Consider the following 22,243-nt stretch of genomic DNA (forward strand, 5'->3'; position numbering starts at 1 on the left):
TCCACTTGTCCGTGAGGCCAACACGCACATAACCAGCCCCCGGACGGTCCACTAGAGTTGAAGCTCTCCTGTTACCAGTTTGTCAGCCAAATGTCCAAAATCCAGAGCGACCTTGCCGAGTTCACCTGCAATTCGCCGACACAGAATGACCGCTGGAATTCCCGCCGCCACCAACGCGATATCAAAAGCATGTTCTGCGGTTTGCTGCATCACCTTTGGAATATCCATGACTCCCGCCACAGAACCAATGATGCCTGTGACATGAATCCCCCGGTTATGCAGCAGTGCCGCAAGCTCTGGTGCCTGGCTGCCTATGAGCAGAACCCGCCGTCCTTGCAGCAAGGGCAACACTAGGCCGGACTGATGCAGACTGTAATTGATCGTGGAACTGGTCAATTTCAGCCGAGACCAGTCAATCCCGAAGTGGCGCAATACCGGGAATAACAGACCCTGGAATGTCGGCGCCCGCGAGATCGGCACGCCAACCCAGTCGGCGGCCTGTATGGCTTCCGCAAGCATCGCGCGGATGTCGGGGGTTGAGCATGGCACCCCTGCATAGGGCAGAAACGGTGCCAGCTCCTGCACTTCCTGACCTGGCAGCACCGTATCGGCTGCCAGTGTGAGCAGTTCGCCATCTCCGAGGCGAACGACAGACAAGGGGCGCTGCGCATCCAGCGCCGCCGTGATGTGTCCAGCCATCTCATGCGGGCTGGACAGCCGGGCCAGGCTGGGCGCATATTGGCGGAATCCCGCCGCGATCAGATCTGCCGCCGCCACGGCAGGCAGAATGTGATCCGGCGGGATGTGCTGCGCCACCAGCGCCTCCCCGCCGGCGAATACGCCGTCGCGGTAGCCCTCGGCGTAGCCGCCGGGCACAGCCTCCGCCTGCACTGCGTGCTCCGCGGGCGGAGGCGGCAAGCCCTTCGCGCTGCCCGCCTTCGCGCCGGCAGCGCCTCCCCGCCCCGCGGGGGCGACACCCTTCGGGTGTGTCGCCTGGCGCGGGGCGGGGCCAGCACCGCTGGCAGGCATCGCCGGTGGCGTGCTGGCTTGCGGTGCCGGCATGGGCGCACGGCGCATCGCCGTGCGCTGCTTGGCGCGGGCAGCGGCGCGCCGGCCCCGCGCGGATGCTGGCCTGCGCCCAGCAGTGGCCTGGCGCAGACCGGCTTTGCCTTTGCCGGTGCGGCTGGCTCTTGCCGCTCTGCTCGCGCCCGCAGACCCAGCTTTGCCTGCTCTGCCAACAACACTGCCTGTGCTGCTCGCTTTCCTTGCAGCAGCCTTATGCGATGCGCCGGCAGATGTACCCGCTTTGGTCGGGGTACTACGTTTCCCTGACTTCACACCTTTGACTCCAGCAGACCCTGTACCTGCTGCTGCCGGAGTGCCACTGCCCATAAATACGGCCGGGTGGATGCCCCGGGGCTTACCCGACACGGAGGCCTTAGCGGCCCCGGTGCGTGTCACTACTCTCACGCCATTCCCTCCTTTGGCATGCACGAGGATTGTCGCTGCGCAAAGCGCCGGAGCATCCTTCCAGCTCCGGCGCAGAGTGTTCTGCTCCCATGGGGCACCGCACAGCGGCAGCATCAGTCGCATATATTTTAGGGCAATTGTCCTTTCATACGGACAGCTGCTTCCTGGAGCGATTCAAATGTACCTGCATCACTCCAGTATTTCTGCAAAATGTCGTATTCCAGTCCGCCAGCAGACGCGTAGTGATTATTCACATCCGTAATTTCAAGTTCTCCACGCGCAGACGGCGCAATGTTGCGAATCAGGTTAAATACATGATCGTCATACATGTATATGCCCGTCACACAATAAGAGGTTTTCGGGTGGCTTGGCTTCTCCTCAATGTACGAGATTCGCTCTGGATGCTTTGAATCAAAAACAGGCACCCCGTAACGTCGTGCATCATCCACCTCTTTGAGCAGAACTCGTGCTGTACCAGCAGGTTGCTGCATGTAACGATCCACATAAGGCTTCAGATCATCGCTGAAGAGATTATCACCGAGAAGCACAACGAATTTTTCGCCAGGAAGGATAAAAGTGGTCGCCAGATCCAACGCTTCCGCAATCCCGCCTGCCTTTTCCTGAATGCGATAAGTCAACTTGACCCCATGATCCGCTCCCCCACCAAGATACTCTGTATATAACCCGGCCGAATGTTTGTTGATTACAATCAATAGTTCATCAATGCCTGCCTGGCGGAGCCTGTCGATGCCATACATAATCATCGGATGTTTACCGACTGGAAGCAGATGTTTGTTAATGAGCCGGGTCAGCGGATACAGTCTAGTTCCTGTTCCGCCGGCAAGAATTACACCTTTCATTCCACGTTCCCTCCTTCATCGGATATGTCCATATATTCAAGCGGATCGACATGCCATTTGTTCATAAAAATCGAACGATTACGCTCAAGCAGCTGTTTCCACGCTACCGGATCTGTCTTCTGGAAGCTGGCACTTCCCTGATGATGCACGAGAACATCTCCACATACCAGCAGGCGATATCCCTGCAATCTTGCTCTATAACAATAATCGTCATCCTCATAGTGTCCCGGAGAATATGCCTCGTCAAGCAGCCCAACTGATTCCACGACATCTCGTTTCATCAGCATGCACAGACCGACGATCCGACGTACTTCCCTCCACCTTGAAGAATCCGCAACATTATTGGAATTGGCCAACTCCTGAAAATGTTCCATGTCCCGAAACTGCAGTTTAATCTGCTGGATGCCGCTTGCATAATTCGTAACAGGACCCGTGATCCCAATACTTGCGTCACTGTACAGAGCCGTTCGCAGGTTCTCCAGCCAACGGGGCGTGACCGTAACATCATTGTTCAACAGCAACAACTCATCCCCGCAAGCTGCACGAAGTCCAGCGTTACACGCTGCCGGAAACCCCCGATTGTCCGGGAACCTTACAAATCGAATTCGCTCCAGCGCACAATATTCAGCCGTTCCATCCGTCGAACCGTTATCTACCACGATAATTTCATATGACGCAGGATCGCCCGAGTATTGACGTATGGCATCGATGCAGGGCCTGATCAGATCCAGACCATTGTATGTTGGGATAATCATACTCGTCAGTGTCATTAGGCGTTCCTCCTGTAAGCGACTTCTACACGGGAGAGTGTATGTGCCTGGGCTGGATTCCAACCTGTACCCAGCAATGTAGCCAGTGCCTCCAGATGATCTCCGATGATCAATTTGGCGACATCATTCCCACTTCCCGTGTTACCAGGACGCAACCGATTGGAACGAATAACATCCACCTGACTTGGTGCCGAGACGTTCATTCCATGCTGAATAGCTAGACTTTGTGCCTTAGGTGGAACAGCCAGTGATGCTGGCTTCACGGTCTGAATCATACGACGAGATAATGCATGAGGCACGGCTGTCATGGAATTGGAACCCAGATCTGCCCTGCCTAATGTTCGGTTTAGATATGCTTTGATCCGGCTTACCTCATCCTGCCCTGCAAACGCAGGCAGCAAAGACGTCAGATTATTCAACGCCACATCCTGTCCCCGATCAACCGCGAACAGAAAGGGTGCAAGCTGTTCAGCCGATACGACCATATCTCCATCCACAAAAAGTACCGTCTCCGCATCCGTCATCTTGGCTCCAAGTGCCCGGCCCACATCATGTCCTGCCCGATCCGGTTCATAGATTACTGTAAGTCCCGGCTGCCTTAGTACCTGCTTCAAACTGTCATCTGTCGTTCCATTCAGTACCACAATAATATCCGTCAGAGGCAACCGCTTTAGTTGCAATAACACCTGCCCCAGTGTGTGTTCTTCATTACAGGCACAGACAATGGCAGCAGCCGAATGACGAAGAGGTAGTGGCACGATCTGGAATGAATGTCCCGAGGCCTGAGCATAACCCTGCATAAATGCCTTACCTGCCTTCAGAGCTAGCTCGAAGTTGCTTAGCTCCGCAACGTTCACCGCGTGTGCATTCCATACGAGACGTGCATGTTCTTCTGATACTGTGTTGTTCGCCTTTGCCTCCCTTCCTGCAACTTGCCCCGCTTTCCACATCAAGTGTAGATCTACTTGGCCAGACTTTGCTCGGCTTCTTCTTTTTTTTTGAATATCTACATGCTTCTTGTTCCTATGACGCTTGTTCATTACTGTTCTTCCTGCTGTCATTTGTCTACTTGTTGTCCGCCTGCGGCGGACAACCCCTGAACGTCCCTTCATTTCCTCACCTCCAGCATGTTGCATCATCCGATGCGACATGCTTACCTCGCCAGGTTGCGAACACGTTTCAGATCGGTATAACCTCCGCGGGGACCGAGCGTATCCGTAATCCACTTAATCGCTGCCATATGATCATTCAGTACCACTTGACTGAGCGGATCAGGTCCTCTTCGCTTTTTGATTCGTACTGCATTCATTCTACCCACAGGTACGTGATGAACAGCGCGTACCCGAAGTCCGCCGATCACTGCCTTCGCTTGTGCGAGTGGCGGAACTTCCAGTGAGGATATCCCCATGACCTCAAGCCCTTTTCGGCTTATTGCATGTGGAATTGCTGTCATGGATGCCCCCCGGAGATCGGATCTTGCGAGTATGCTGTTCAACATGTGTTTGGCCTCCACTACCGGATGAACGGGATGATGAGTGACCGGCCCATGGTAGTCGTTAAGTGCCACATCCGTTCCCTTCAGCACAGCCTTCACGTAAGGTGCAAGGTGCTCTGCGGGAATTGCGATATCTGCATCAGTAAATAACAATACCTGACCGCGCGCCTCCGCTGCGCCTACTTTTCGTCCTCCATCATGCCCCAGCGCTTCGGCATACGTGAGCACTCGTGCTCCAGCCCGTTTGGCTGCTTTAGCTGTACCGTCTGTTGAACCATTCACTACGACAAGCACTTCAGCATCACGGCATATCCGCAGCGCTTCACGTACAACTGCACCAATCCTTTTCTCCTCATTCATAGCAGGGATAATGACCGAGAGCATCGGTCGCTGAGAAACATCCCTGTGTGAAGGAGCATCACTCATGCCATTTTCCGCGCCATTCTCTACTCCATCCTTAGCCTGTGACATCAGCTGTTTGGATGGAATAACGAACGTATAGGCCTTTGTACCCTTTTTGTGTCCAGACTTCCATCTTCGTTTCTTCAGCACTGTTTTTCTTCGTGTCACATTGGTTTGGGTTGCATAACGTGCTGTGGTACGGGTTTTGCGCAACAGTTTCACCTCCCGCATTCGATCATCGGCATGCCAAGGGAGTACACGTTATTCTATGTATTCGTGGAGCAGTGGAAACGGCGTTTGTCCTTGCACTAAGCAGGTTCTCTCTGTGAACACGAGGGTACAGGCCTTGGTTTTAGACAAAATGCGTCAAATTATGTGAAAAACGCTACCTCTCCCCTACTTCAGACACAAATTTAACAAAAATCTAAAATTGCATCTTTTCCAAAGTTTTACATTGTGATAATATACGTTCCAAGCAGTTTTATTTACAAAAATAACCTTGTTGTGAACATAAGTTCCCCTATATTTTTTAAATCAATTTATTGACCTTAGGTTGATTAGATTATGACCTCATTCACAGAACCTGTTAAGCAGATACATTCTACTCTTGAGAGGAGTGATGCCGTTCAGAACACACTGCCTTTGTCATTTACGCAAACCCGGATTGAACACCCCAGTTTTCCGTAAACGTATCTTCTACCTGCGCAATTGGACAACCCCCGGCTTTCTGAAAGAGGAACACAATAGACGATTAAACCTTCGGGCTGAACTGAATAAACGGTTATCCTTTCGTTTGGTGTCGTGCTTAACACTTCCCGAGCTAAGGCCAAGCCGATTTTGTTCCAATCGTTTCTTGTCTCATTCCACGCTTCAGGTTCAGCCCCACGCTCCGCGCTGCCCAAGTTGCAGACGGAAATCCAACCGAGATAGGCATAAACATTTTCCAACAAAAAAATAATTTAAGAATGGGAGAGTTTACTATGAAATTTGCCAAAGTTATGCCAACAATTCTTGGAGGAGCTCTTTTGCTCGCTTCCGTGTCCTCTGCTACTGCAGCTCCAGTGTCTGATCAATCCATTCCACTTCAGGCCCCTTATGCCTCTGAGGAGGGTATTCCATTGAACAGTGGAACAGATGACACTATCTTTAATTATCTTGGACAGCAGGAACAATTTCTGAATACCGATGTGAAATCCCAGCTCAAAATTGTTAAAAGAAACACAGATACATCTGGCGTAAGACACTTCCGCCTGAAACAATATATTAAAGGTATCCCGGTTTATGGTGCAGAACAGACCGTGCACCTGGACAAAACCGGAGCCGTGAGCTCCGCACTTGGCGATCTTCCACCGATTGAAGAGCAGGCCATTCCGAATGATGGTGTAGCCGAGATCAGCGGAGAAGACGCGATCCAGATTGCAACCGAAGAAGCAACCTCCCGAATTGGAGAGCTTGGCGCCGCGGAAATCACACCTCAAGCTGAATTGAACATCTATCATCATGAAGAAGATGGTCAGACGTATCTGGTTTACATTACGGAAGTAAACGTACTGGAACCTGCCCCTCTACGGACCAAATATTTCATTAACGCAGTGGATGGCAGTATCGTATCCCAGTTTGACCTCATTAACTTTGCCACCGGAACAGGTACAGGTGTACTTGGAGATACCAAAACCCTGACAACCACCCAATCCGGCAGCACCTTCCAACTGAAAGACACCACTCGCGGCAATGGCATCCAAACGTACACGGCGAACAATGGCTCATCACTGCCTGGTAGCTTGCTCACAGATTCGGATAATGTATGGACTGATCGTGCAGGTGTAGATGCTCACGCTCATGCGGCTGCTACGTATGATTTCTACAAAAACAAATTCAACCGTAACGGTATTAATGGTAGCGGATTGTTGATCAGATCAACCGTGCACTACGGCTCCAATTACAATAACGCCTTCTGGAACGGGGCACAGATTGTCTTTGGTGACGGCGATGGAACGATGTTCCGATCCCTGTCTGGTGATCTGGATGTTGTGGGCCATGAATTGACGCATGGTGTTATTGAATATACAGCCAATCTGGAATATCGCAATGAACCAGGCGCACTCAATGAAGCCTTTGCCGATATTTTCGGTAATACGATCCAAAGCAAAAACTGGCTGCTCGGTGACGATATCTACACACCTAACACTCCAGGAGATGCGCTGCGCTCCCTCTCCAACCCTACATTGTATGGTCAACCTGACAAATACAGCGATCGCTACACAGGCTCACAGGACAACGGCGGTGTCCATATCAACAGTGGTATCATCAATAAAGCCTATTTCCTTGCTGCTCAAGGCGGAACACATAATGGTGTGACTGTTACCGGAATCGGTCGGGATAAAGCGATCCAGATTTTCTACAGCACACTGGTGAACTACCTGACACCAACGTCCAAATTTGCCGCTGCCAAAACAGCTACCATTCAAGCAGCCAAAGATCTGTACGGAGCAACTTCCGCTGAAGCTACTGCTATTACCAAAGCATATCAAGCTGTAGGCCTGTAAAATCTTATTTTATTGTGGTTGAACTTATAATGTACTCATCCTAATGGTAACAAAACGTTCAGACACCCCTCACCGTCCGAACGGATTAAGCTTAGATCAACCAAAAGCGGTGTCCCGGACAACTCTGGACACCGCTTTTGTCATTTGTTTATTACGGATACAATCCTGCACTACCCTTGCGAAGGTCCCGCAGCAATCCATGACAACAATCCGTACGTATGCTTGCAATCTGCCGTACGTGACACTTCAAGAACCGCTTCATCCTCACTCTGCGAGAGCAGGGAAATCTGGAATCCCCGATCATTACTCATGCCCACAATCACATAATGTTCTGAAGCAAATGATTCTTCAAAAACAACGGTTACCTCTGTGCATACTTCACTCTCTGGCAGTACAAAAGCTTCCATCCCGAATTGTTGTACAACCGGTTGTTTGCTTACGCTGCGAACGGGCTGGAAGGCCAAATGTTTGGCTTGAACTGCCCCCGATTGCAACTGGCTGCTGCCCACGGCATCATCACACAGATGCTCCTGTGTAATCGATTGTTCACTTAACATAAACTCCGTAGTTCCAACGATCTCCTGTGACCGTTCAAGCTGTGGTTGCTGAGCCTGATCTCCCTGATCTTCCTGATCTGCCTGCACTGCCTGCTCAGTTGTGAACAAAGCTGCCGATGGTTCGCCAAGCTGATCTGTTTGGGATATCAGCTCTTGTTGTTGCTCCAGACCAGTACTCGGTAATTCCTCGACGATTACCTGCTGTGATTGCTGTACACCTTCATTTTCTGGTTGAAGCAATCCCTCTTGTCTTTTGATAGCTGCCAGCTGCTCCAGCGTTTCTCCACTGAACTGACGAATCGCATTCCATATCTCTTCGCTCAGATGCGCTGGACCTACAATCCCCGCATTCAAATGATTAGAGGTAATACTCTGCTCACTCAGTTTGCTGCCGTTCACGCTGCCATCGGCCAATTTGGCACTGGTGACAGACCCATTTTGCAGATGAACCCCGCTTACTGCTTCCTCTTCCAGATGAGTTGTGCGAATACTGCGTTCTTGAATATGATCAGCAAGAATGGTTCCATCCTGGATATGACGAGTTTGCACACTTTTGTCTGCTATGTGGATAGCCGATACCGCACCTTCAAGCAATTTATTACCGTTTACACTGCCGTCAGCCATTTTGGCACTTGTTATGGAACCATTGTGCAGATGAATCGAACTTACCGATTCGGCTTTGAGGTGGGAGATTCCAATGCTTCGCTCTTGAATATGGTCAGCATGTATGGCTTTCTCTTGGATATGACGGGATTGCACACTTCCATTGGCAATATGGACATCCGACACCGCATCTTCAAGCAGTTTGTCACTGCTCACACTGCCATCCGCCAGTTTGGCACTCGTTACAGACCCATTTTGCAGATGAACCGCACTTATGACTTCCTCTTCCAGATGGGACGTACCAATGCTATGCTCCTGAATATGATCAGCAAGGATCGCTCCTGCCTGGATATGGCGAGTTTGCACACTTTCCGACGCGATATGGCTCCCCAATACAGTATCTTCGAGCAATTTGCTGCCACTAATGCTACTGTCAGCCAATTTGGCACTTGTGACGGACCCATTTTGCAGATGAACCGCACTTACGGCTTCCTCCTCCAGATGGGCTGTGCCGATGCTTCGCTCCTGAATATGACCAGCATGAATAGCTCCTGCCTGAATATGGCCGGATTGCACACTTTCCGATGCGATATGAATCCCGGATACCGTACCTTCGAGTAACTTGCTGCCAGTTATACTACCATCCGCCAGTTTGGCACTCGTTACAGCTCCATTTTGCAAATGAATGGCACTTACAGACTCCTCTTCCAAATGTGCTGTGCCGATGCTCCGCTCTTGAATATGATCAGCATGAATGGCTCCTGCCTGAATCTTACTGGATTGCACACTATCGTCTGCAATGTGGATATCTGATACTGCTCCTTCAAGCAACTTGCTGCCGGTTACACTGCCGTCGGCCAACTTGGTACTTGTTACAGATCCATTTTGCAGATGAATGGCACTTACTGCTTCCTGTTCCAAGTGAAGCATGCCAATGCTGTGTTCCTGAATATGGTCAGCAAGGATTACTCCTGCCTGGATATGGCGGGATTGCACACTTTCAGAAGCGATATGGATTCCCGACACCGCATCTTCGATCAACTTGCTGCCGGTTACACTGCCGTCGGCCAGTTTGGCACTGATGACAGACCCATTTTGCAGGTGAATCGCACTTACTGCTTCCTCCTCCAGATGGGTTGTGCCGATGCTCCGCTCCTGAATATGGTCAGCATGAATGGCCCCTGCCTGGATATGCCCGGATTGCACACTTTCGGACGCAATATGAATCCCCGATACGGTTCCTTCAAGCAATTTGCTGCCGTTGATACTGCCATCCGCCAGTTTGGCACTTGTTACAGATCCATTTTGCAAATGAACTGCACTTACAGACTCCTCATCCAGATGAACTGCGCCAATACTGCACTCTTGAATATGATCAGCAAGGATTGCGCCTTCTTGGATATGACGGGTTTGCACACTTTCATTGGCAAGGTGAGTAGCCGATACGGTTCCTGCAGCTAATTTGCTGCCATCCACACTACCCGTTGCTAGTTTGGAGCGTGTTACAGATTCATCCTGCAAAATACTCGTACTTACCGCTTCTTCTTCCAGATGAGATGTTCCGATGCTGCGTTCATGGATATGATGAGGAAGAATTTCACCATCTTGAATATGACGGGAATGCACAGCTCCTTGCTGCAGGTGAACAGCACTTGTCGACTCTGCCTGAAGATGCAAACCACTGATCAAACCTGGCTGAAGGTGAGCCGCTGTAATGGATAAAGGTGCCAGATGGTCTGTTTCGACAGATCCGGGTGCCAAGTGATGCGATGTGACCACCTGTTCAGCAATATGCTCCTCATGAATGATGTCTGCCTTCAGATGCTGTGAGCTCACTACTTGAGTTCCCAAATGGTCAGATTTCACGCTGCCTTCAGCCAGATGCACGGATTGTACAACGGATGGTTGCAAGTGCTCGCTACCTACAGCAGCCTGTTGCAGTTCTGCTCCGGATACCGAGTCTGCTGTCAAATGGTCCGCACTTATGGAGCCATGCCGAAGTTTGTTGCCGGCAATACTGCCATCAGCGAATAACTCGGGCGAGCGTATTTCTTCCGACAAATGTTCCAGGGAAACGGAATGCTGCTTCAGGTGATATCCGCGAATGGTTCCTGATGGAATATGTTTGGCGTTAATGCTCTCTGCCATAATCTTGGAAGAAGTCACGCTGCCGTCTGCCAGTTTAGCTGATGTGACAGCAAAATCCGCCAGTTTATCTGTTGCAACACTCTCTGGTGAAAGCTTGGGGGAAGTAACCGCATGATCTGTTAGATGAGGCGGAAAAATGGACCCACCAGCCAGCTGGGCTGAAGTTACACTATCAATAGCCAATTTGTCTGTTGTGACCGCGGCCCGTGCAATCGCATCCGTTTCAACACTACCCGGCTGAAGATGAGGTACACCTACGGCATGTTCTGTCAAGTGTTCCGATTTCACTGCATATGGTCTCAGGGCCTCGGAACCCACGCTGCCTGGAGCCAGATGTGTCCCTGTGACTCCACCACTCGCAAGATGCGAGGATATAACACTTCCCGGGGCAAGCGCTCTGCTACTCACCGATGCCGTTCCAAGCTTTTCCGTTGTTACACTTCCATCCGCGAGTTTAACGTCTGTAACGGCAGCATCCTGCAATTCATACGTACCCACGGCCGACTCTGCAAGATGCCGCTCACACACCACGTCGTCTGCAAGAGCGTCTCCGGACACACTTCCGGCAGATAGATGAGCTGCCTCGATGCTTCCACTTGCAATGTGAATAGAGTGAATTGCGGAATTGTCCACATGTACCGGCGTAATTCCCCGATTCACAATGTGTTCCGCACGAATGGACCCTCTAGCAAGATGTTTACCCTGTACGGCTTCATCCGCAATTTTGGAAGATATGACGCTCTGATCAGAGATTTTGGATGCCGTAATAGACTGCTCTAGCAATTTTGCTGTTCCAACAGACTGGTCTGCCAGTTTGCTACTGGTTACTGCACCTTCTGTCAAATGCTCACTGCCCACTTCTCCATTGCCAATCTGCTCCTTGCCAACGGAATGAGCTCGAATCTGACTTGAACCGATTGAACCGTCCAGTAGATGTCTTCCAGTTAATGAACCCTCAGCTAAATGTCTTGTTTGTATGGATCCATCCTCTATCTGGTCACTTCCAATACTGCCATTTAATAGTTGTGAACGACCGACAGACCCTTCTGCCAGATGTGTCTGTTTAACAGCACCTGCCTGAATATGGTGAGACTCGATGGAGTGTTCTTCGATTTTGCTGCCTGTGACAGCAGCTTCACGAATTTTGGTTGTAGTCACTGCATCGTCAGCCAGTTTGGAGGTATTCACAGCTCCTCCCGTGAGATGCCTTGTATCCACCCCGCTAATCGCGATCTTGTCTCCAGTTACGGCATGATTCTTGATTAATTCTTCCGTTACCAGCATGCGGCTGAGATGTCTTGTGCTGATGGAACCGTCGGCAATTTTGGCCGAATCGATGGCCTGGTTGCCAAGTTTCTGAGAAGTAATACTGCCATCTCTGATTTTCTCGCCTGCAATAGAAGCATTTCGTATTTTGTGACCAGACACAGAACCGTCAATCAGGTGCTCCTCAGATACAGACGCTTCCGCAAGTTTCGCTGAAACAATGGCCCCGTCTGCAATGTGAATGCTGGTCACCGCATAATCCTGCAATGCTTCACTGCCGACCGCATCCGGTTTCAGCTTGGAGGCATCTACAGAGAAAGGAGCCAACTTGCTCTCCGTAACAGCAAATTCACTCAAGTCGTCCGTGTAGATGTAATGTCCGGTATGACCCGGCATCTGGTTCTGGTTCAGGATCTGCAGCCGGTCCTTGCTTGTTGTTTCTTGCTTGATGATAACCACCTCTTCTTCCAGAACAAGCGGAGCCACGCTGCTAACCTGAATCTGCTTATCCGAGCTAACTTCTGTCTCGATTTCCTTGCTATCAGACTCTACGGGTTCCGGCTTGATTTCGGCTTCGATCTCCAACTCTTCCAGCTCGTTCGTTGAAGCAGGTAGCTCCATTGAGTCGAATAGGAATTCTTCCGACTCCTGAACAGCTCTCGAATCCCTTTTATTCGTATTCAAGCGTTCTTCCCTATTCACAGTGAAACCTGAGTTCATCTTGTCTGCCCGGCGATCAGTCAGTTCCAATTCCTTGTATTTCGGGCTCACATGCCGCAGTTTCGGCGTCGGAACCTTCTTTTTGCCATTTTTACTCATGCAGCTTGCTCCTTCCTCTAACGTTCGTCTCCGGCATCATATGCTTCCATCTGGGCATCTGCCACTTCATTTATGACTTTGCGGATTCCAGAGCACGAATGTACGGGCGTCAAGACAGGAAGGTTCGATGATCTTCGTGGAAATAGGCGTGTCAGGGCAGCAGAGGAAAGGCGGCTGTCCACGCCCCCGTCCCAGTCATGTCATAGGATATTATATCTAGGTCGTGTCTGAAAACTCGCTGAAGTGCATCTTTCACCTTCTTTTTGCCCCCTGCTGTGTCACTTTCCCTTGACGTGCCCCGGCACGCCCGCGGAAAACTTCCTTGCTTGGAACGAAAATTCGGCAAAACCTGCTTCCTTCAGAGTTTTAGACACGCCCTGAGCAAGCACTAGTGCTTGGCGATGCATCTTACACACCGGTCTGCGTTATCGCGATGTCTGAGCCATGCGGTGACAGGCCGGCATTCCATGAATGGACGATCCATGGTCGCGATAACATCGAAGGAGGAACGGTCATGCTCCAAGAAACGATCGGCATTATGTTCGATTCACGCATGTACCGGGGGATACCGGCCGGAAGGACCGGTCAGGAATCACTCGCGAATTATGAACAGGCAGCGGCCAGTTATGGATTAACTCCCTGCTTTTTGCGGCTGGAAGATATCGATTCGGATCAAAAAACATGTCTTGCCTATGTTAAAAAAGAAGGCAGATATGTTCGCGAGCGCATGCCACTGCCCTCCGTCATTCATAACCGCTCACTACAGCTTCGCCGGACGGAACAGCATCAGATTACCAAGCTGATGTTGCAGGGTATTCAGGTATTCAACGTTCGCAACCGGTACCGTAAAGATCACATTCATGACATGCTTCAGCAGGACCCCGCCTTGCGAGAACACTTGCCCCATGCAGTTAAAGCTACGCCAGAGTCTCTGGCCTATATGATGGAACAATATGATGACCTCATCATCAAACCATGCAGCGGTAGCATCGGTCATGGGATTATGCGAGTCTTCGAGCGAGATGGACAGTGGAAACTAACCTGTGAGACGAAGGCGGCACGCAAAGGGTGGGCTACCTTCCGATTGAGCAAAGGACAGCTTCCTTCCGCCACCCTAAGGCGGATCTTTCGCCATGCCTACCTCATTGAAGAGCGTATCCCACTGGTACGTTATGAGGGCAGGCCGGTAGATTTGCGGGTATCTGTACAACGGGGCAGCGATGGTCTTTGGGGAATAACAGGCATGTTTGCCAAAGCGGCTCCTGCCCATACGTTTGTCAGCAATATCGCCCAGGGCGGTAAAGTCATGAAGCTCGCAGAGGCCCTTGGATTAGGGGAATCTGGCTTCGACCTGGCCCGATTGGAATACAGAATCGGACTCGTTGCACTTCGAATTGCCCAGAACCTGGCCGCCAGTCTGCCACATCTGGCTGATCTGGGCCTTGATCTCGGGATAACGCGCAGCGGCCAGATCTATTTTATTGAATGCAATGGACGGGATCAGCGTTACGGTTTTCGCAAGGCGGGAATGTCGGAACACTGGAAGGCAACGTACAGCAAACCAATGGCTTATGGGCGTCTGCTGCTGGAACAGAATTCGAGAATTCCGAGACAACCGCAGACATACGATAGGAGACTATATTGATTTCGTGTGCATTCTGTGTCAATATTATGCAGAACGGCCGGTCTTGCCGGCCTTGAAGTTCGCATTAACCCTAAGGGGGATATTCATGGCAAAAACGCTGTTGCGATTAATGACCGAGCTTTCTTCGCGCAAATGGATCTCCCGGACCGTGGGAGCCTTCTCCAAAAGCCGGGGAAGTAAGGCATTTATCCCTTATTTTGTCCGGACCTACGACATCCCTGTTCAGGAGGCCGAGAAAGACTGGAAGGAATACCGTTCACTGAACGATTTCTTTACCCGCAAATTAAAGCCGGGCATGCGCCCGTTGGAACTTTCAGAGCATGCACTGATCAGCCCGGTAGATGCCAAGATTACGGCAGCTGGTCCAATATCTGCAGGGACACTCCTGAATGTTAAGGGACAAAATTATACACTTGCTGAATTATTAAACCATTCTCCCCATCTGGAGAAGTACAAGCACGGGTACGGGTTCGTCCTCTATCTCAGCCCTCGCGACTATCACCGCATTCATGCACCTGTCAGCGGCCGCAAAATAGAGAGCGAACACATCAAAGGCAAAGTTTATCCCGTGAATGACTTTGGCCTGACCCATATGAGATCCGTGCTTAGTCGAAACGAACGACTCATTACGTATATCGCACATGATTACGGTGAAGTGGCGGTTGTCAAAGTAGGTGCGATGAACGTGAGTAGCATACAATATGCTGATACGGACATAAGTACCTGGGCACAAGGCGATGATCTGGCCTATTTTGAATTCGGTTCCACCGTTGTTCTGCTGACGCAGAGTGGCACATTCGAACCAAACCCGGGCTTACAGCCAGGCGATTCGGTCAAAATGGGTGCATTGCTTGGTCGTTTGAAACCGAAGAACTAATGAGTCCATACGCAAATAAAGAGGATGGCGCAGCACCTGTAACCAGGTATTGCGCCATCCTCTTTATGAATTCATATTCATCCATATATACATGCAATACGAAGCTTCGCTCCGTCGTTATTGGTCTGCTGAGTTCTCCTCAAAACCACACATCTTGCAAGTCCTCTGCCGGTTTGAAGCGACGCAGACGGTTCCGGAAAATATTGCATCCCTTCGTAGAGCATCCCCGGTTGCGGACCCGACGTTTTCCGTTCATCACAAGTTCCCCCTTTTGGTCATCTGGAATGCTAGATAATTACCCTTGCGTTCCAGACTTGAAACGGTGTCCTGTTTTTCTCATTAGAATTTTAACGAATCTCGGACGGGCTTTTGCCGGTATACTGCTTGAATTGACGACTGAAGAAGAAAATATCCCGGTAGCCCAGAGCATCCGCCACTTCGGTCACATTCATGCCGGTATGCACCAGCAGATGTTCCGCCCGTTCAATACGCATGCGGATAATATAAGATTGCACCGATGATCCCACCAGTTCCTTGAACTTGATCGAGAAGTATCGGGGCGATAAGCCAGCCCGCGCAGCCAGATCTTCCACCCGATGCGTAATCCCCGGATGCTGACGCACATAATTGGCGACCTCCTGGATCACATCGGACAACTGGTTACTTACCTTTTTCTCCACAGGTTCTTCCGTATCGGCACGCAGCAGATGAATCATCAATTGTTTCAGAATCAATCGGCTCTCTTCATCACGTCCGTACACATCCGATAAGAACAGTCTTACATAACGTGCCAGCAAATGCTCAAACTCCACCGTTTCCTGTACCTCGCGATAGGACTGGGGAACGTCAGCAACAGGCACGTCCACATCAAAGTGAATATACGTAAGTACCAACGGTTTTTGCTTATTATGTGTTGCAGTAGGATGATCTCCTGGCCTGAACAAAAAACAACTCCCCTTGCCAACTTCATACGACTGGTCATTCAATACAAGCGTTCCTTCACCACTCCATACATAAAATAAATCATAGTTTTGCATCGGTTTTTCCCGTTTCTGCCACTTCCAGCCCGGTTCACAGACAATTTTGGCGACAGCGGGCAAAATAACAAATGATGACGGCGATGCCTGCAGCATGTCGCCACTCCCCCTTGATAGTTAATCTCTCTGCATATGGCATCATTCTGATCTGAATCTCACTTCTTCAATCCAGGCCATATGTATTTCAGTATCTTGCATGATTAAATACAACTTGCTCATATATAATCTCTGCCCCTACAGGAGCGAAATGTCTTATCCCATTATACAGCGGAATTCACCGAAACGAAAATGTGCACTTCTCCCAGGCTAGCCGCATTCGCCGGATTCCCTCTGTCATCTCTTCTTTCTCCAGATGTGCAAAAGCAAAACAGGCCGCCGGATGACCTGAAGTCAGCCGATATCGCTCTGCATCACGGAACAGTATGCCATCCTCCTGAGCAAGCTTTTTAAATCGCTGATAACTGTCCACATCGCCATTCCAGGTAGCGTAGATATGCAGTCCTGCATCACCAAGCTGCATCGTGAATGCCTCCGGCAACTGTAGTTCCATCTCTCGGACAAAAAAATCATGCCGTTCCCCATATAACCGGGTTAACCGTCGTAAGTGCCTCAGGTAACCTCCTCTGGTCATAAATTTTGCCAGTGCGCGCTGCTCTAACAGCGCCGGAGGTACCGGTTCATACAACGCCTTGGCGGCAAGCAGAGGTTCTACCAGACCAGGTGGCAGGACGGCGTAGCCAAGTCGAAACGAAGCAACCATCGTTTGTGAGAATGAACCAACATAGATGACGCGCTGTTCACGATCAAGCACTTTGAGGGGTTCAATAGGCCTTCCACCCCATCGGAATTCACTGTCATAATCATCTTCAATGATGACCGCATTCCGCTTCGAGGCCCAAGCAAGCAAGGCACGTCTTCTGTCCAATCCCAGCACGGCCCCTGTTGGAAACTGCCGGGTAGGGGTGACAAATAACGTCTGTGCCTCCCAAGGCTGAGGAATAATGCCTGCGGCATCCACCTCTGCCGGGATGATATGCCCACCACAGGACTTGACGGCATGGGCGATGCCTGGATAACCCGGATTCTCCAATACAACTGCTGCCCCCTCTGTGATCAACAGCTGGGATAGCAAGGTGATGCCTTGCATTGAACCGCTGAACAATACAATCTGAGATGGTTCAGCCTGAATACCACGTGTCCATCTGAGATGGGAGGCGATGGCCTCACGCAGCTCCGGATCACCGGCTACACCGCTTGATTCTCGCCAACCACTGCGATGAACCGCAGCGAGTGCACTCTTCCACTCCCCTAACGGGAAATGTTCTGCAGGCATGCGCTGCATTTGAAAATTAATGACGGACGCCTTCGGTGAAGACATCTGAGTCCGCAGGATTTCATGTTGCGTATTCAACCTCTGTACTCGTTCGCCCCAGGGAGACAACTTGAGAACGGCTTCCTGTTTTTCATTTTCCTGAGTGGATAATGTTTCGGTGACAAATGTACCTCTTCCCCGATGTGCATGGACATAACCATCCGCAAGCAGCATGTCGTATACCTGAGCTACCGAACCACGTGACATCTCATATTGCCTTGCCAACTCACGGGTGGAAGGAAGCCGCGTGCCTCCCACCAATGTGCCTGCATGAATGGCATCACGTAACGCATGGTACAGTGCCTCATACTTGTATCGATGCTGAAGTTCATAGGTATCCATCGGCAGCCACAATTCCATCATGCACCTCTCTTCATTTGTCTTCATCTGTTATCCCTGACTAATTGGCCTACTAAAGTGAATGTAAATTGGATCTATTTCATTGTCAATGTATGAACTATTGTTATCCATAAGATATGGCGTTCTATTATACATTCAATGATGGGGGAATACACATGAGACGGAAAGAATTCACAGTAGATGAAGAACAGGAAATTACCGCATTTCTGGATCAGTGCTCCTTCGGGTTTCTGGGCACGGTCAGCCCGGACGGACAACCACGGGTTACACCGCTGAATTTTGTATATATGGACGGTTGCTTTTATTTTCACGGCAGTCTGGCTGGCGAGAAGATGAAACAGATCAAACTGGATTCGTCGGTCAGTTTCACAGTAGCTGAAGAGTTCTCCCTGATTCCATCTTATTTCAGTGATCCTGAGCTTGCTTGTCCAGCGACTTCTTTCTTCAAAAGTGTCATGGCCTTTGGTCAGGCTGAACCGGTTAAAGATCTGGACATCAAAGGTAAGGTACTGCAACGATTCATGGAGAAACTCCAGCCGCAAGGCGGATATGTACCCATTGACGCTACTGACTCGCGTTACACAGGAAACCTCAAAGCTGTAGCCGTAGTCCGAATTAGTCCTGAACGGATCAGCGCCAAGTTTAAATTTGGACAAAATTGGTCTATTGAACGCCTGGATCATATCCGTGGTGAACTGGAACAGCGCAATGAAGGAAGAGATGCCGAAACTGCTGAAATGATGCAGAAATACTGTCCATTTCATCAACAATAAGTTTCATTTCTTAAGGATTACTCCAAGGTCTAATACAACGATAACCCACCCGAAAACCCTCTGCAACAACGCGGTAAAGCGATATAACTGTCATATTGCGTAATTTCCGTGACGGGGGCATGTCAAGGTGATATAATGTTAGGCAGTTGAATCACAAAGACTTGGAAGGATGAAAAGAATGAATCCACTGGCTGAACAGTTGAACGAAAGTATTCAGACAGGCAGCAGTCACGTCTACTCCATGCTGTCACAGCTTGGCAAAGAAATTTATTTTCCTAAAGAGGGGATTTTGAGTCAATCTGCTGAAGCAGCAAGCTTGGCCAAGACCCATAATGCCACGATTGGTATCGCTCTGGAGGGTGGTGTGCCGATGCATCTTCAGGTTATTCAGGAGAAGCTGTCTGCATTCCAGCCAAAGGATCTGTATCCTTACGCTCCACCTGCAGGCAAACCTGAATTGCGGACCGTCTGGAGAGACAAGATGCTGAAGGAAACACCTTCGCTTGAAGGCAAAACGTTTGGCAATCCGATTGTAACCAATGCTTTAACCCATGGACTAAGTATCGTAGCCGACCTGTTCGCCGATGAAGGGGACGCTGTCATATATCCGGATAAAAACTGGGAAAATTACGAGCTGACCTTCGGAATTCGTCGTCATGGCCAGTTGGTTCATTATCCCCTGTTCGATGATCAGTTGAACTTCAACAGTGAGGGTCTGCTTCAGGCTTTGCTTGATCAAAAGGACAAAGGTAAAGCGATCGTTCTGCTCAACTTCCCGAATAACCCTACAGGTTATACGCCTGGAGCCGAAGAAGCAGATGCCATTGTGAACACGATTCTTCAGGCAGCTGAAGCCGGCGTTAACGTGGTTGCTGTAACAGACGATGCCTACTTCGGGCTGTTCTTCGAAGATTCCATTCATGAATCCCTGTTTGGCAAACTTGCCAACATTCATCCACGTGTTTTGACCGTAAAAGTGGATGGTGCAACCAAGGAAGAATTCGTATGGGGCTTCCGCGTTGGATTCATTACGTATGCCCATGAAGATGCAGCCGTTCTGCATGCATTGGAGCAAAAAACACTCGGTATTATCCGGGCAACGATCTCCAGTGGCCCGCATCCTTCCCAGACTTTTGTACTGGATGCGCTCAAAGCACCGGAGTTTGAAGCACAGAAACAGGAGAAGTTCGAGATTATGAAAGGCCGCGCCAATAAGGTAAAAGCCATTCTCGATAGCGGCAAGTATGGAGATGCATGGGACTATTATCCGTTCAACTCCGGTTACTTCATGTGCCTGAAGCTGAAAGAAGTTGGCGCTGAAGAACTTCGAAGCCATTTGCTGCACAAATATGGTGTGGGTACAATCGCGCTGGGTGAATCGGATCTTCGAATCGCCTTCTCCTGTATTGAAGAATCCGGGTTGGAAGATCTGTATGAAACCATCTATCGTGGAGTTCAGGATCTGCGGACGACTTAGTTAACACAGACCTGTACCCTGAATGTTATAAGAACCCTTTGTATAACGGCGACGCTTCATGTCACTGAATATACGAAGGGTTTTTTTGTGTTTTACAATTCGCCTGATACTACTCCACTCACCCGGACAGCAGCCCAAAAGCTTTAATTTCTGGCTTTACCGGGCATCGGCCCAATCAGCCTACCCCCATAGTACATAATATACGATGTACGCAAGGGCGTGCCAAACAACCACTTGAAAGGGGAATGACCATGTCTGGAGTTGAAGATACAAGAGGCGGTTATGGATGCGGCGGTTACGGCGGAGGATTTACAAACACAGGTGCTATTCTCGTTCTGTTCATCTTGCTCGTAATCATCACTAAATCGTTCCTCTGTTAGTACCAATACACACTTGCGCGAGAACCAAGTGATCTGACTGCAAGATTCCATTACAGCACAAAGAAGGGTATACCGGGATACAGCCCGGCATACCCTTCTTTTGTTATCTTTTTACCTCTCACTGATGAACCCAATGTAATAATCCGAGTTGGTCCGGTGTCCGATCGTTTACTCGTCCTCTTCTTCCTTCAACCACTTGTTACCTTGCGAACGCCGCATGATCACAATCACCAGTATACCCAAAATAAGTGCTCCTCCGGTGACAGTCAGTCCGCTTGCTCCGGCAGCCAGCATAGGCAACCACATGAGCAACGCAGCCAGTGCATGTAGATGGAATATGAATCCCAACACCTGAGAACGACGACTCTCACCCGAGATTGGATAGATCATAATCCAGAACGATTCACTATGACTGCGACGCAGTGCACCTAACTGAACACCTGCAAGCAACAGGAAGAACAGATACACACCTACACCAAAGTAGCTGCCTGCTGTCCACCAGGATAGTAACATGCCCAGTACAATTAAACGTAACACGATTGAGAACACTTCGGTTCGAATAAACGTTTTGGTTATCAAGTAACGGTAAGCTTTCCCTGCATTCCAGGGAAGACCACTCCCCAATTTGCTAAGCCAGCGACGCGAACTTACTTTCTGTCCGGATGAAGGTACATCCACAAACCAGCCAAGCGTACGCATAACCCTGCCAGCCTGACCCTGCTCTACCTGGATCAGTCGTTCCCACGCTACCCGATGTTTCACCGGTATACGCAAGGCGACGATGTAGACAACAGCCAGCAACAGCAGGAACCAGACGCTGCGCTGCGGTGGCTGCCACAGCCATGCGCCAACCGCCAGCACTGCCAGAGCCCATCGCAAGAGACGATATCCTCTTGCCGCACCGACCTGAACCATTCTTAGCTCTTGCCACGCTCCATAACTGGACAACCCTTTCCACAGCAACAGGAATACGATGAACCAGCCAAATGGCCGTGCATCCAGATCTGCTCTGACATAGAGCGGCCACAGTGTAACAAATACAAGCAGCAAGCCCAGAGTTTTATAGATGATGCCCCGGGCAAAGCTGTTCTTCAAATATTCCTGCATCCGGTATTCCTGTGGTCGCAGGAACACAATATCTGCCGGAAGCAGATATGTACGATAACTGCTAAACAGCACTAACGGTGCCAGCAGCAACAATGCAACCCAGCGAATCGGAAATTCCGCGGGAATGTTCTGGACAAACGATGTATACCAGGCGGAGAAAGCAATGACGAGAAATAAAAAGACCATAGCTACACCGCTCTGGATCACATAACCCAGATAAGGAAGAATTCCGTTCCAGAATCCTGTGCGTCTTTGCTTCCATAGCAGCTTGAGATCCAT

General features: G+C 50.1%; 15 protein-coding genes. 6 read left to right on the forward strand and 9 right to left on the reverse strand.

The genetic code is table 11. The features are described from left to right. Window positions 1-51 precede the first annotated feature (51 nt). The 5 genes from PAEAM_RS32650 to PAEAM_RS28510 are packed head-to-tail and all read right to left on the reverse strand — an operon-like array spanning window position 52 to window position 5,210. Window positions 52-1,593: a GT-D fold domain-containing protein gene (locus PAEAM_RS32650; RefSeq protein WP_347707923.1), complete on the reverse strand. Its 1,542-nt coding sequence runs from the start codon at window positions 1,591-1,593 to the stop codon at window positions 52-54. A 5-nt stretch (window positions 1,594-1,598) separates the two neighbouring features. Next, window positions 1,599-2,330, reverse strand: a complete 732-nt coding sequence (locus PAEAM_RS28495) for a sugar phosphate nucleotidyltransferase (RefSeq protein ID WP_076329021.1) — start codon at window positions 2,328-2,330, stop codon at window positions 1,599-1,601. Further along, window positions 2,327-3,100: a glycosyltransferase family 2 protein gene (locus PAEAM_RS28500; protein ID WP_047841258.1), complete on the reverse strand. Its 774-nt coding sequence runs from the start codon at window positions 3,098-3,100 to the stop codon at window positions 2,327-2,329. Before PAEAM_RS28500 ends, PAEAM_RS28495 begins: the two co-directional genes overlap by 4 nt. Further along, the gene (locus PAEAM_RS28505; protein WP_165790091.1) at window positions 3,100-4,212 is read right to left on the reverse strand and encodes a glycosyltransferase family A protein; all 1,113 of its coding nucleotides are present in this window, start codon (window positions 4,210-4,212) and stop codon (window positions 3,100-3,102) included. Before PAEAM_RS28505 ends, PAEAM_RS28500 begins: the two co-directional genes overlap by 1 nt. Before the next feature lie 41 nt (window positions 4,213-4,253). Next, window positions 4,254-5,210 carry a glycosyltransferase family 2 protein gene (locus PAEAM_RS28510; protein ID WP_100529742.1) on the reverse strand — a complete coding sequence of 319 codons (957 nt, stop codon included), beginning with the start codon at window positions 5,208-5,210 and terminating at the stop codon, window positions 4,254-4,256. Window positions 5,211-5,977: 767 nt separating this feature from the next. Between PAEAM_RS28510 and PAEAM_RS28515 the strand changes: the two genes are divergently transcribed. Continuing rightward, window positions 5,978-7,543: a M4 family metallopeptidase gene (locus PAEAM_RS28515; protein ID WP_100529743.1), complete on the forward strand. Its 1,566-nt coding sequence runs from the start codon at window positions 5,978-5,980 to the stop codon at window positions 7,541-7,543. A gap of 170 nt (window positions 7,544-7,713) precedes the next feature. Here PAEAM_RS28515 and PAEAM_RS28520 read toward each other — a convergent pair whose 3' ends face one another. Next, the gene (locus tag PAEAM_RS28520) at window positions 7,714-12,936 is read right to left on the reverse strand and encodes a WIAG-tail domain (protein ID WP_100529744.1); all 5,223 of its coding nucleotides are present in this window, start codon (window positions 12,934-12,936) and stop codon (window positions 7,714-7,716) included. Between the two features lie 514 nt (window positions 12,937-13,450). Between PAEAM_RS28520 and PAEAM_RS28530 the strand changes: the two genes are divergently transcribed. Together PAEAM_RS28530 and asd are read left to right on the forward strand one after the other, a co-directional pair. Further along, window positions 13,451-14,581 (forward strand): YheC/YheD family endospore coat-associated protein, encoded by a 1,131-nt coding sequence (locus PAEAM_RS28530; protein ID WP_100529746.1) that lies wholly within the window; start codon window positions 13,451-13,453, stop codon window positions 14,579-14,581. A gap of 85 nt (window positions 14,582-14,666) precedes the next feature. Then, window positions 14,667-15,458 carry an archaetidylserine decarboxylase gene (gene asd, locus PAEAM_RS28535; RefSeq protein WP_036605808.1) on the forward strand — a complete coding sequence of 264 codons (792 nt, stop codon included), beginning with the start codon at window positions 14,667-14,669 and terminating at the stop codon, window positions 15,456-15,458. Between the two features lie 347 nt (window positions 15,459-15,805). Here asd and PAEAM_RS28540 read toward each other — a convergent pair whose 3' ends face one another. Together PAEAM_RS28540 and pdxR are read right to left on the reverse strand one after the other, a co-directional pair. Then, entirely contained in the window at window positions 15,806-16,591 is a 786-nt protein-coding gene (locus PAEAM_RS28540) for an AraC family transcriptional regulator (protein WP_036605807.1), read from the reverse strand. A 178-nt stretch (window positions 16,592-16,769) separates the two neighbouring features. Then, window positions 16,770-18,230, reverse strand: a complete 1,461-nt coding sequence (pdxR, locus tag PAEAM_RS28545) for a MocR-like pyridoxine biosynthesis transcription factor PdxR (RefSeq protein WP_481856145.1) — start codon at window positions 18,228-18,230, stop codon at window positions 16,770-16,772. 152 nt (window positions 18,231-18,382) lie between these two features. Between pdxR and PAEAM_RS28550 the strand changes: the two genes are divergently transcribed. The 3 genes from PAEAM_RS28550 (at window position 18,383) to PAEAM_RS32135 (ending at window position 20,857) form a co-directional block, all read left to right on the forward strand. Beyond that, on the forward strand, window positions 18,383-19,000 hold the full coding sequence (locus tag PAEAM_RS28550) for a pyridoxamine 5'-phosphate oxidase family protein (protein WP_100529748.1): 618 nt from the start codon (window positions 18,383-18,385) through the stop codon (window positions 18,998-19,000). 178 nt (window positions 19,001-19,178) lie between these two features. Further along, window positions 19,179-20,477: an aminotransferase class I/II-fold pyridoxal phosphate-dependent enzyme gene (locus PAEAM_RS28555; RefSeq protein WP_036673403.1), complete on the forward strand. Its 1,299-nt coding sequence runs from the start codon at window positions 19,179-19,181 to the stop codon at window positions 20,475-20,477. A gap of 251 nt (window positions 20,478-20,728) precedes the next feature. Further along, a complete protein-coding gene (locus PAEAM_RS32135; RefSeq protein ID WP_017692471.1) occupies window positions 20,729-20,857 on the forward strand; it encodes a hypothetical protein in 129 nt (42 codons plus the stop codon). Between the two features lie 168 nt (window positions 20,858-21,025). On the opposite strand, the gene PAEAM_RS28560 is transcribed toward PAEAM_RS32135, so the two are convergent. After that, the gene (locus PAEAM_RS28560; RefSeq protein WP_100529749.1) at window positions 21,026-22,243 is read right to left on the reverse strand and encodes an ABC transporter permease; all 1,218 of its coding nucleotides are present in this window, start codon (window positions 22,241-22,243) and stop codon (window positions 21,026-21,028) included.

Origin of the sequence: Paenibacillus sp. GM1FR (genome assembly GCF_002803315.1) — a bacterium.
GTDB classification, from domain to species: domain Bacteria; phylum Bacillota; class Bacilli; order Paenibacillales; family Paenibacillaceae; genus Paenibacillus; species Paenibacillus amylolyticus.

Excerpts from the sequence above, each read along its gene's own strand:
- PAEAM_RS32650 (WP_347707923.1), bottom strand. The coding sequence starts at position 1,593 with ATGCGACTGATGCTGCCGCTGTGCGGTGCCCCATGGGAGCAGAACACT.
- asd (WP_036605808.1), top strand. The coding sequence starts at position 14,667 with ATGGCAAAAACGCTGTTGCGATTAATGACCGAGCTTTCTTCGCGCAAA.
- PAEAM_RS28495 (WP_076329021.1), bottom strand. The coding sequence starts at position 2,330 with ATGAAAGGTGTAATTCTTGCCGGCGGAACAGGAACTAGACTGTATCCG.
- PAEAM_RS28515 (WP_100529743.1), top strand. The coding sequence starts at position 5,978 with ATGAAATTTGCCAAAGTTATGCCAACAATTCTTGGAGGAGCTCTTTTG.
- PAEAM_RS28530 (WP_100529746.1), top strand. The coding sequence starts at position 13,451 with ATGCTCCAAGAAACGATCGGCATTATGTTCGATTCACGCATGTACCGG.
- PAEAM_RS32135 (WP_017692471.1), top strand. The coding sequence starts at position 20,729 with ATGTCTGGAGTTGAAGATACAAGAGGCGGTTATGGATGCGGCGGTTAC.
- pdxR (WP_481856145.1), bottom strand. The coding sequence starts at position 18,230 with ATGATGGAATTGTGGCTGCCGATGGATACCTATGAACTTCAGCATCGA.
- PAEAM_RS28505 (WP_165790091.1), bottom strand. The coding sequence starts at position 4,212 with ATGAAGGGACGTTCAGGGGTTGTCCGCCGCAGGCGGACAACAAGTAGA.
- PAEAM_RS28555 (WP_036673403.1), top strand. The coding sequence starts at position 19,179 with ATGAATCCACTGGCTGAACAGTTGAACGAAAGTATTCAGACAGGCAGC.
- PAEAM_RS28500 (WP_047841258.1), bottom strand. The coding sequence starts at position 3,100 with ATGACACTGACGAGTATGATTATCCCAACATACAATGGTCTGGATCTG.
- PAEAM_RS28550 (WP_100529748.1), top strand. The coding sequence starts at position 18,383 with ATGAGACGGAAAGAATTCACAGTAGATGAAGAACAGGAAATTACCGCA.
- PAEAM_RS28520 (WP_100529744.1), bottom strand. The coding sequence starts at position 12,936 with ATGAGTAAAAATGGCAAAAAGAAGGTTCCGACGCCGAAACTGCGGCAT.
- PAEAM_RS28540 (WP_036605807.1), bottom strand. The coding sequence starts at position 16,591 with ATGCTGCAGGCATCGCCGTCATCATTTGTTATTTTGCCCGCTGTCGCC.
- PAEAM_RS28560 (WP_100529749.1), bottom strand. The coding sequence starts at position 22,243 with ATGGATCTCAAGCTGCTATGGAAGCAAAGACGCACAGGATTCTGGAAC.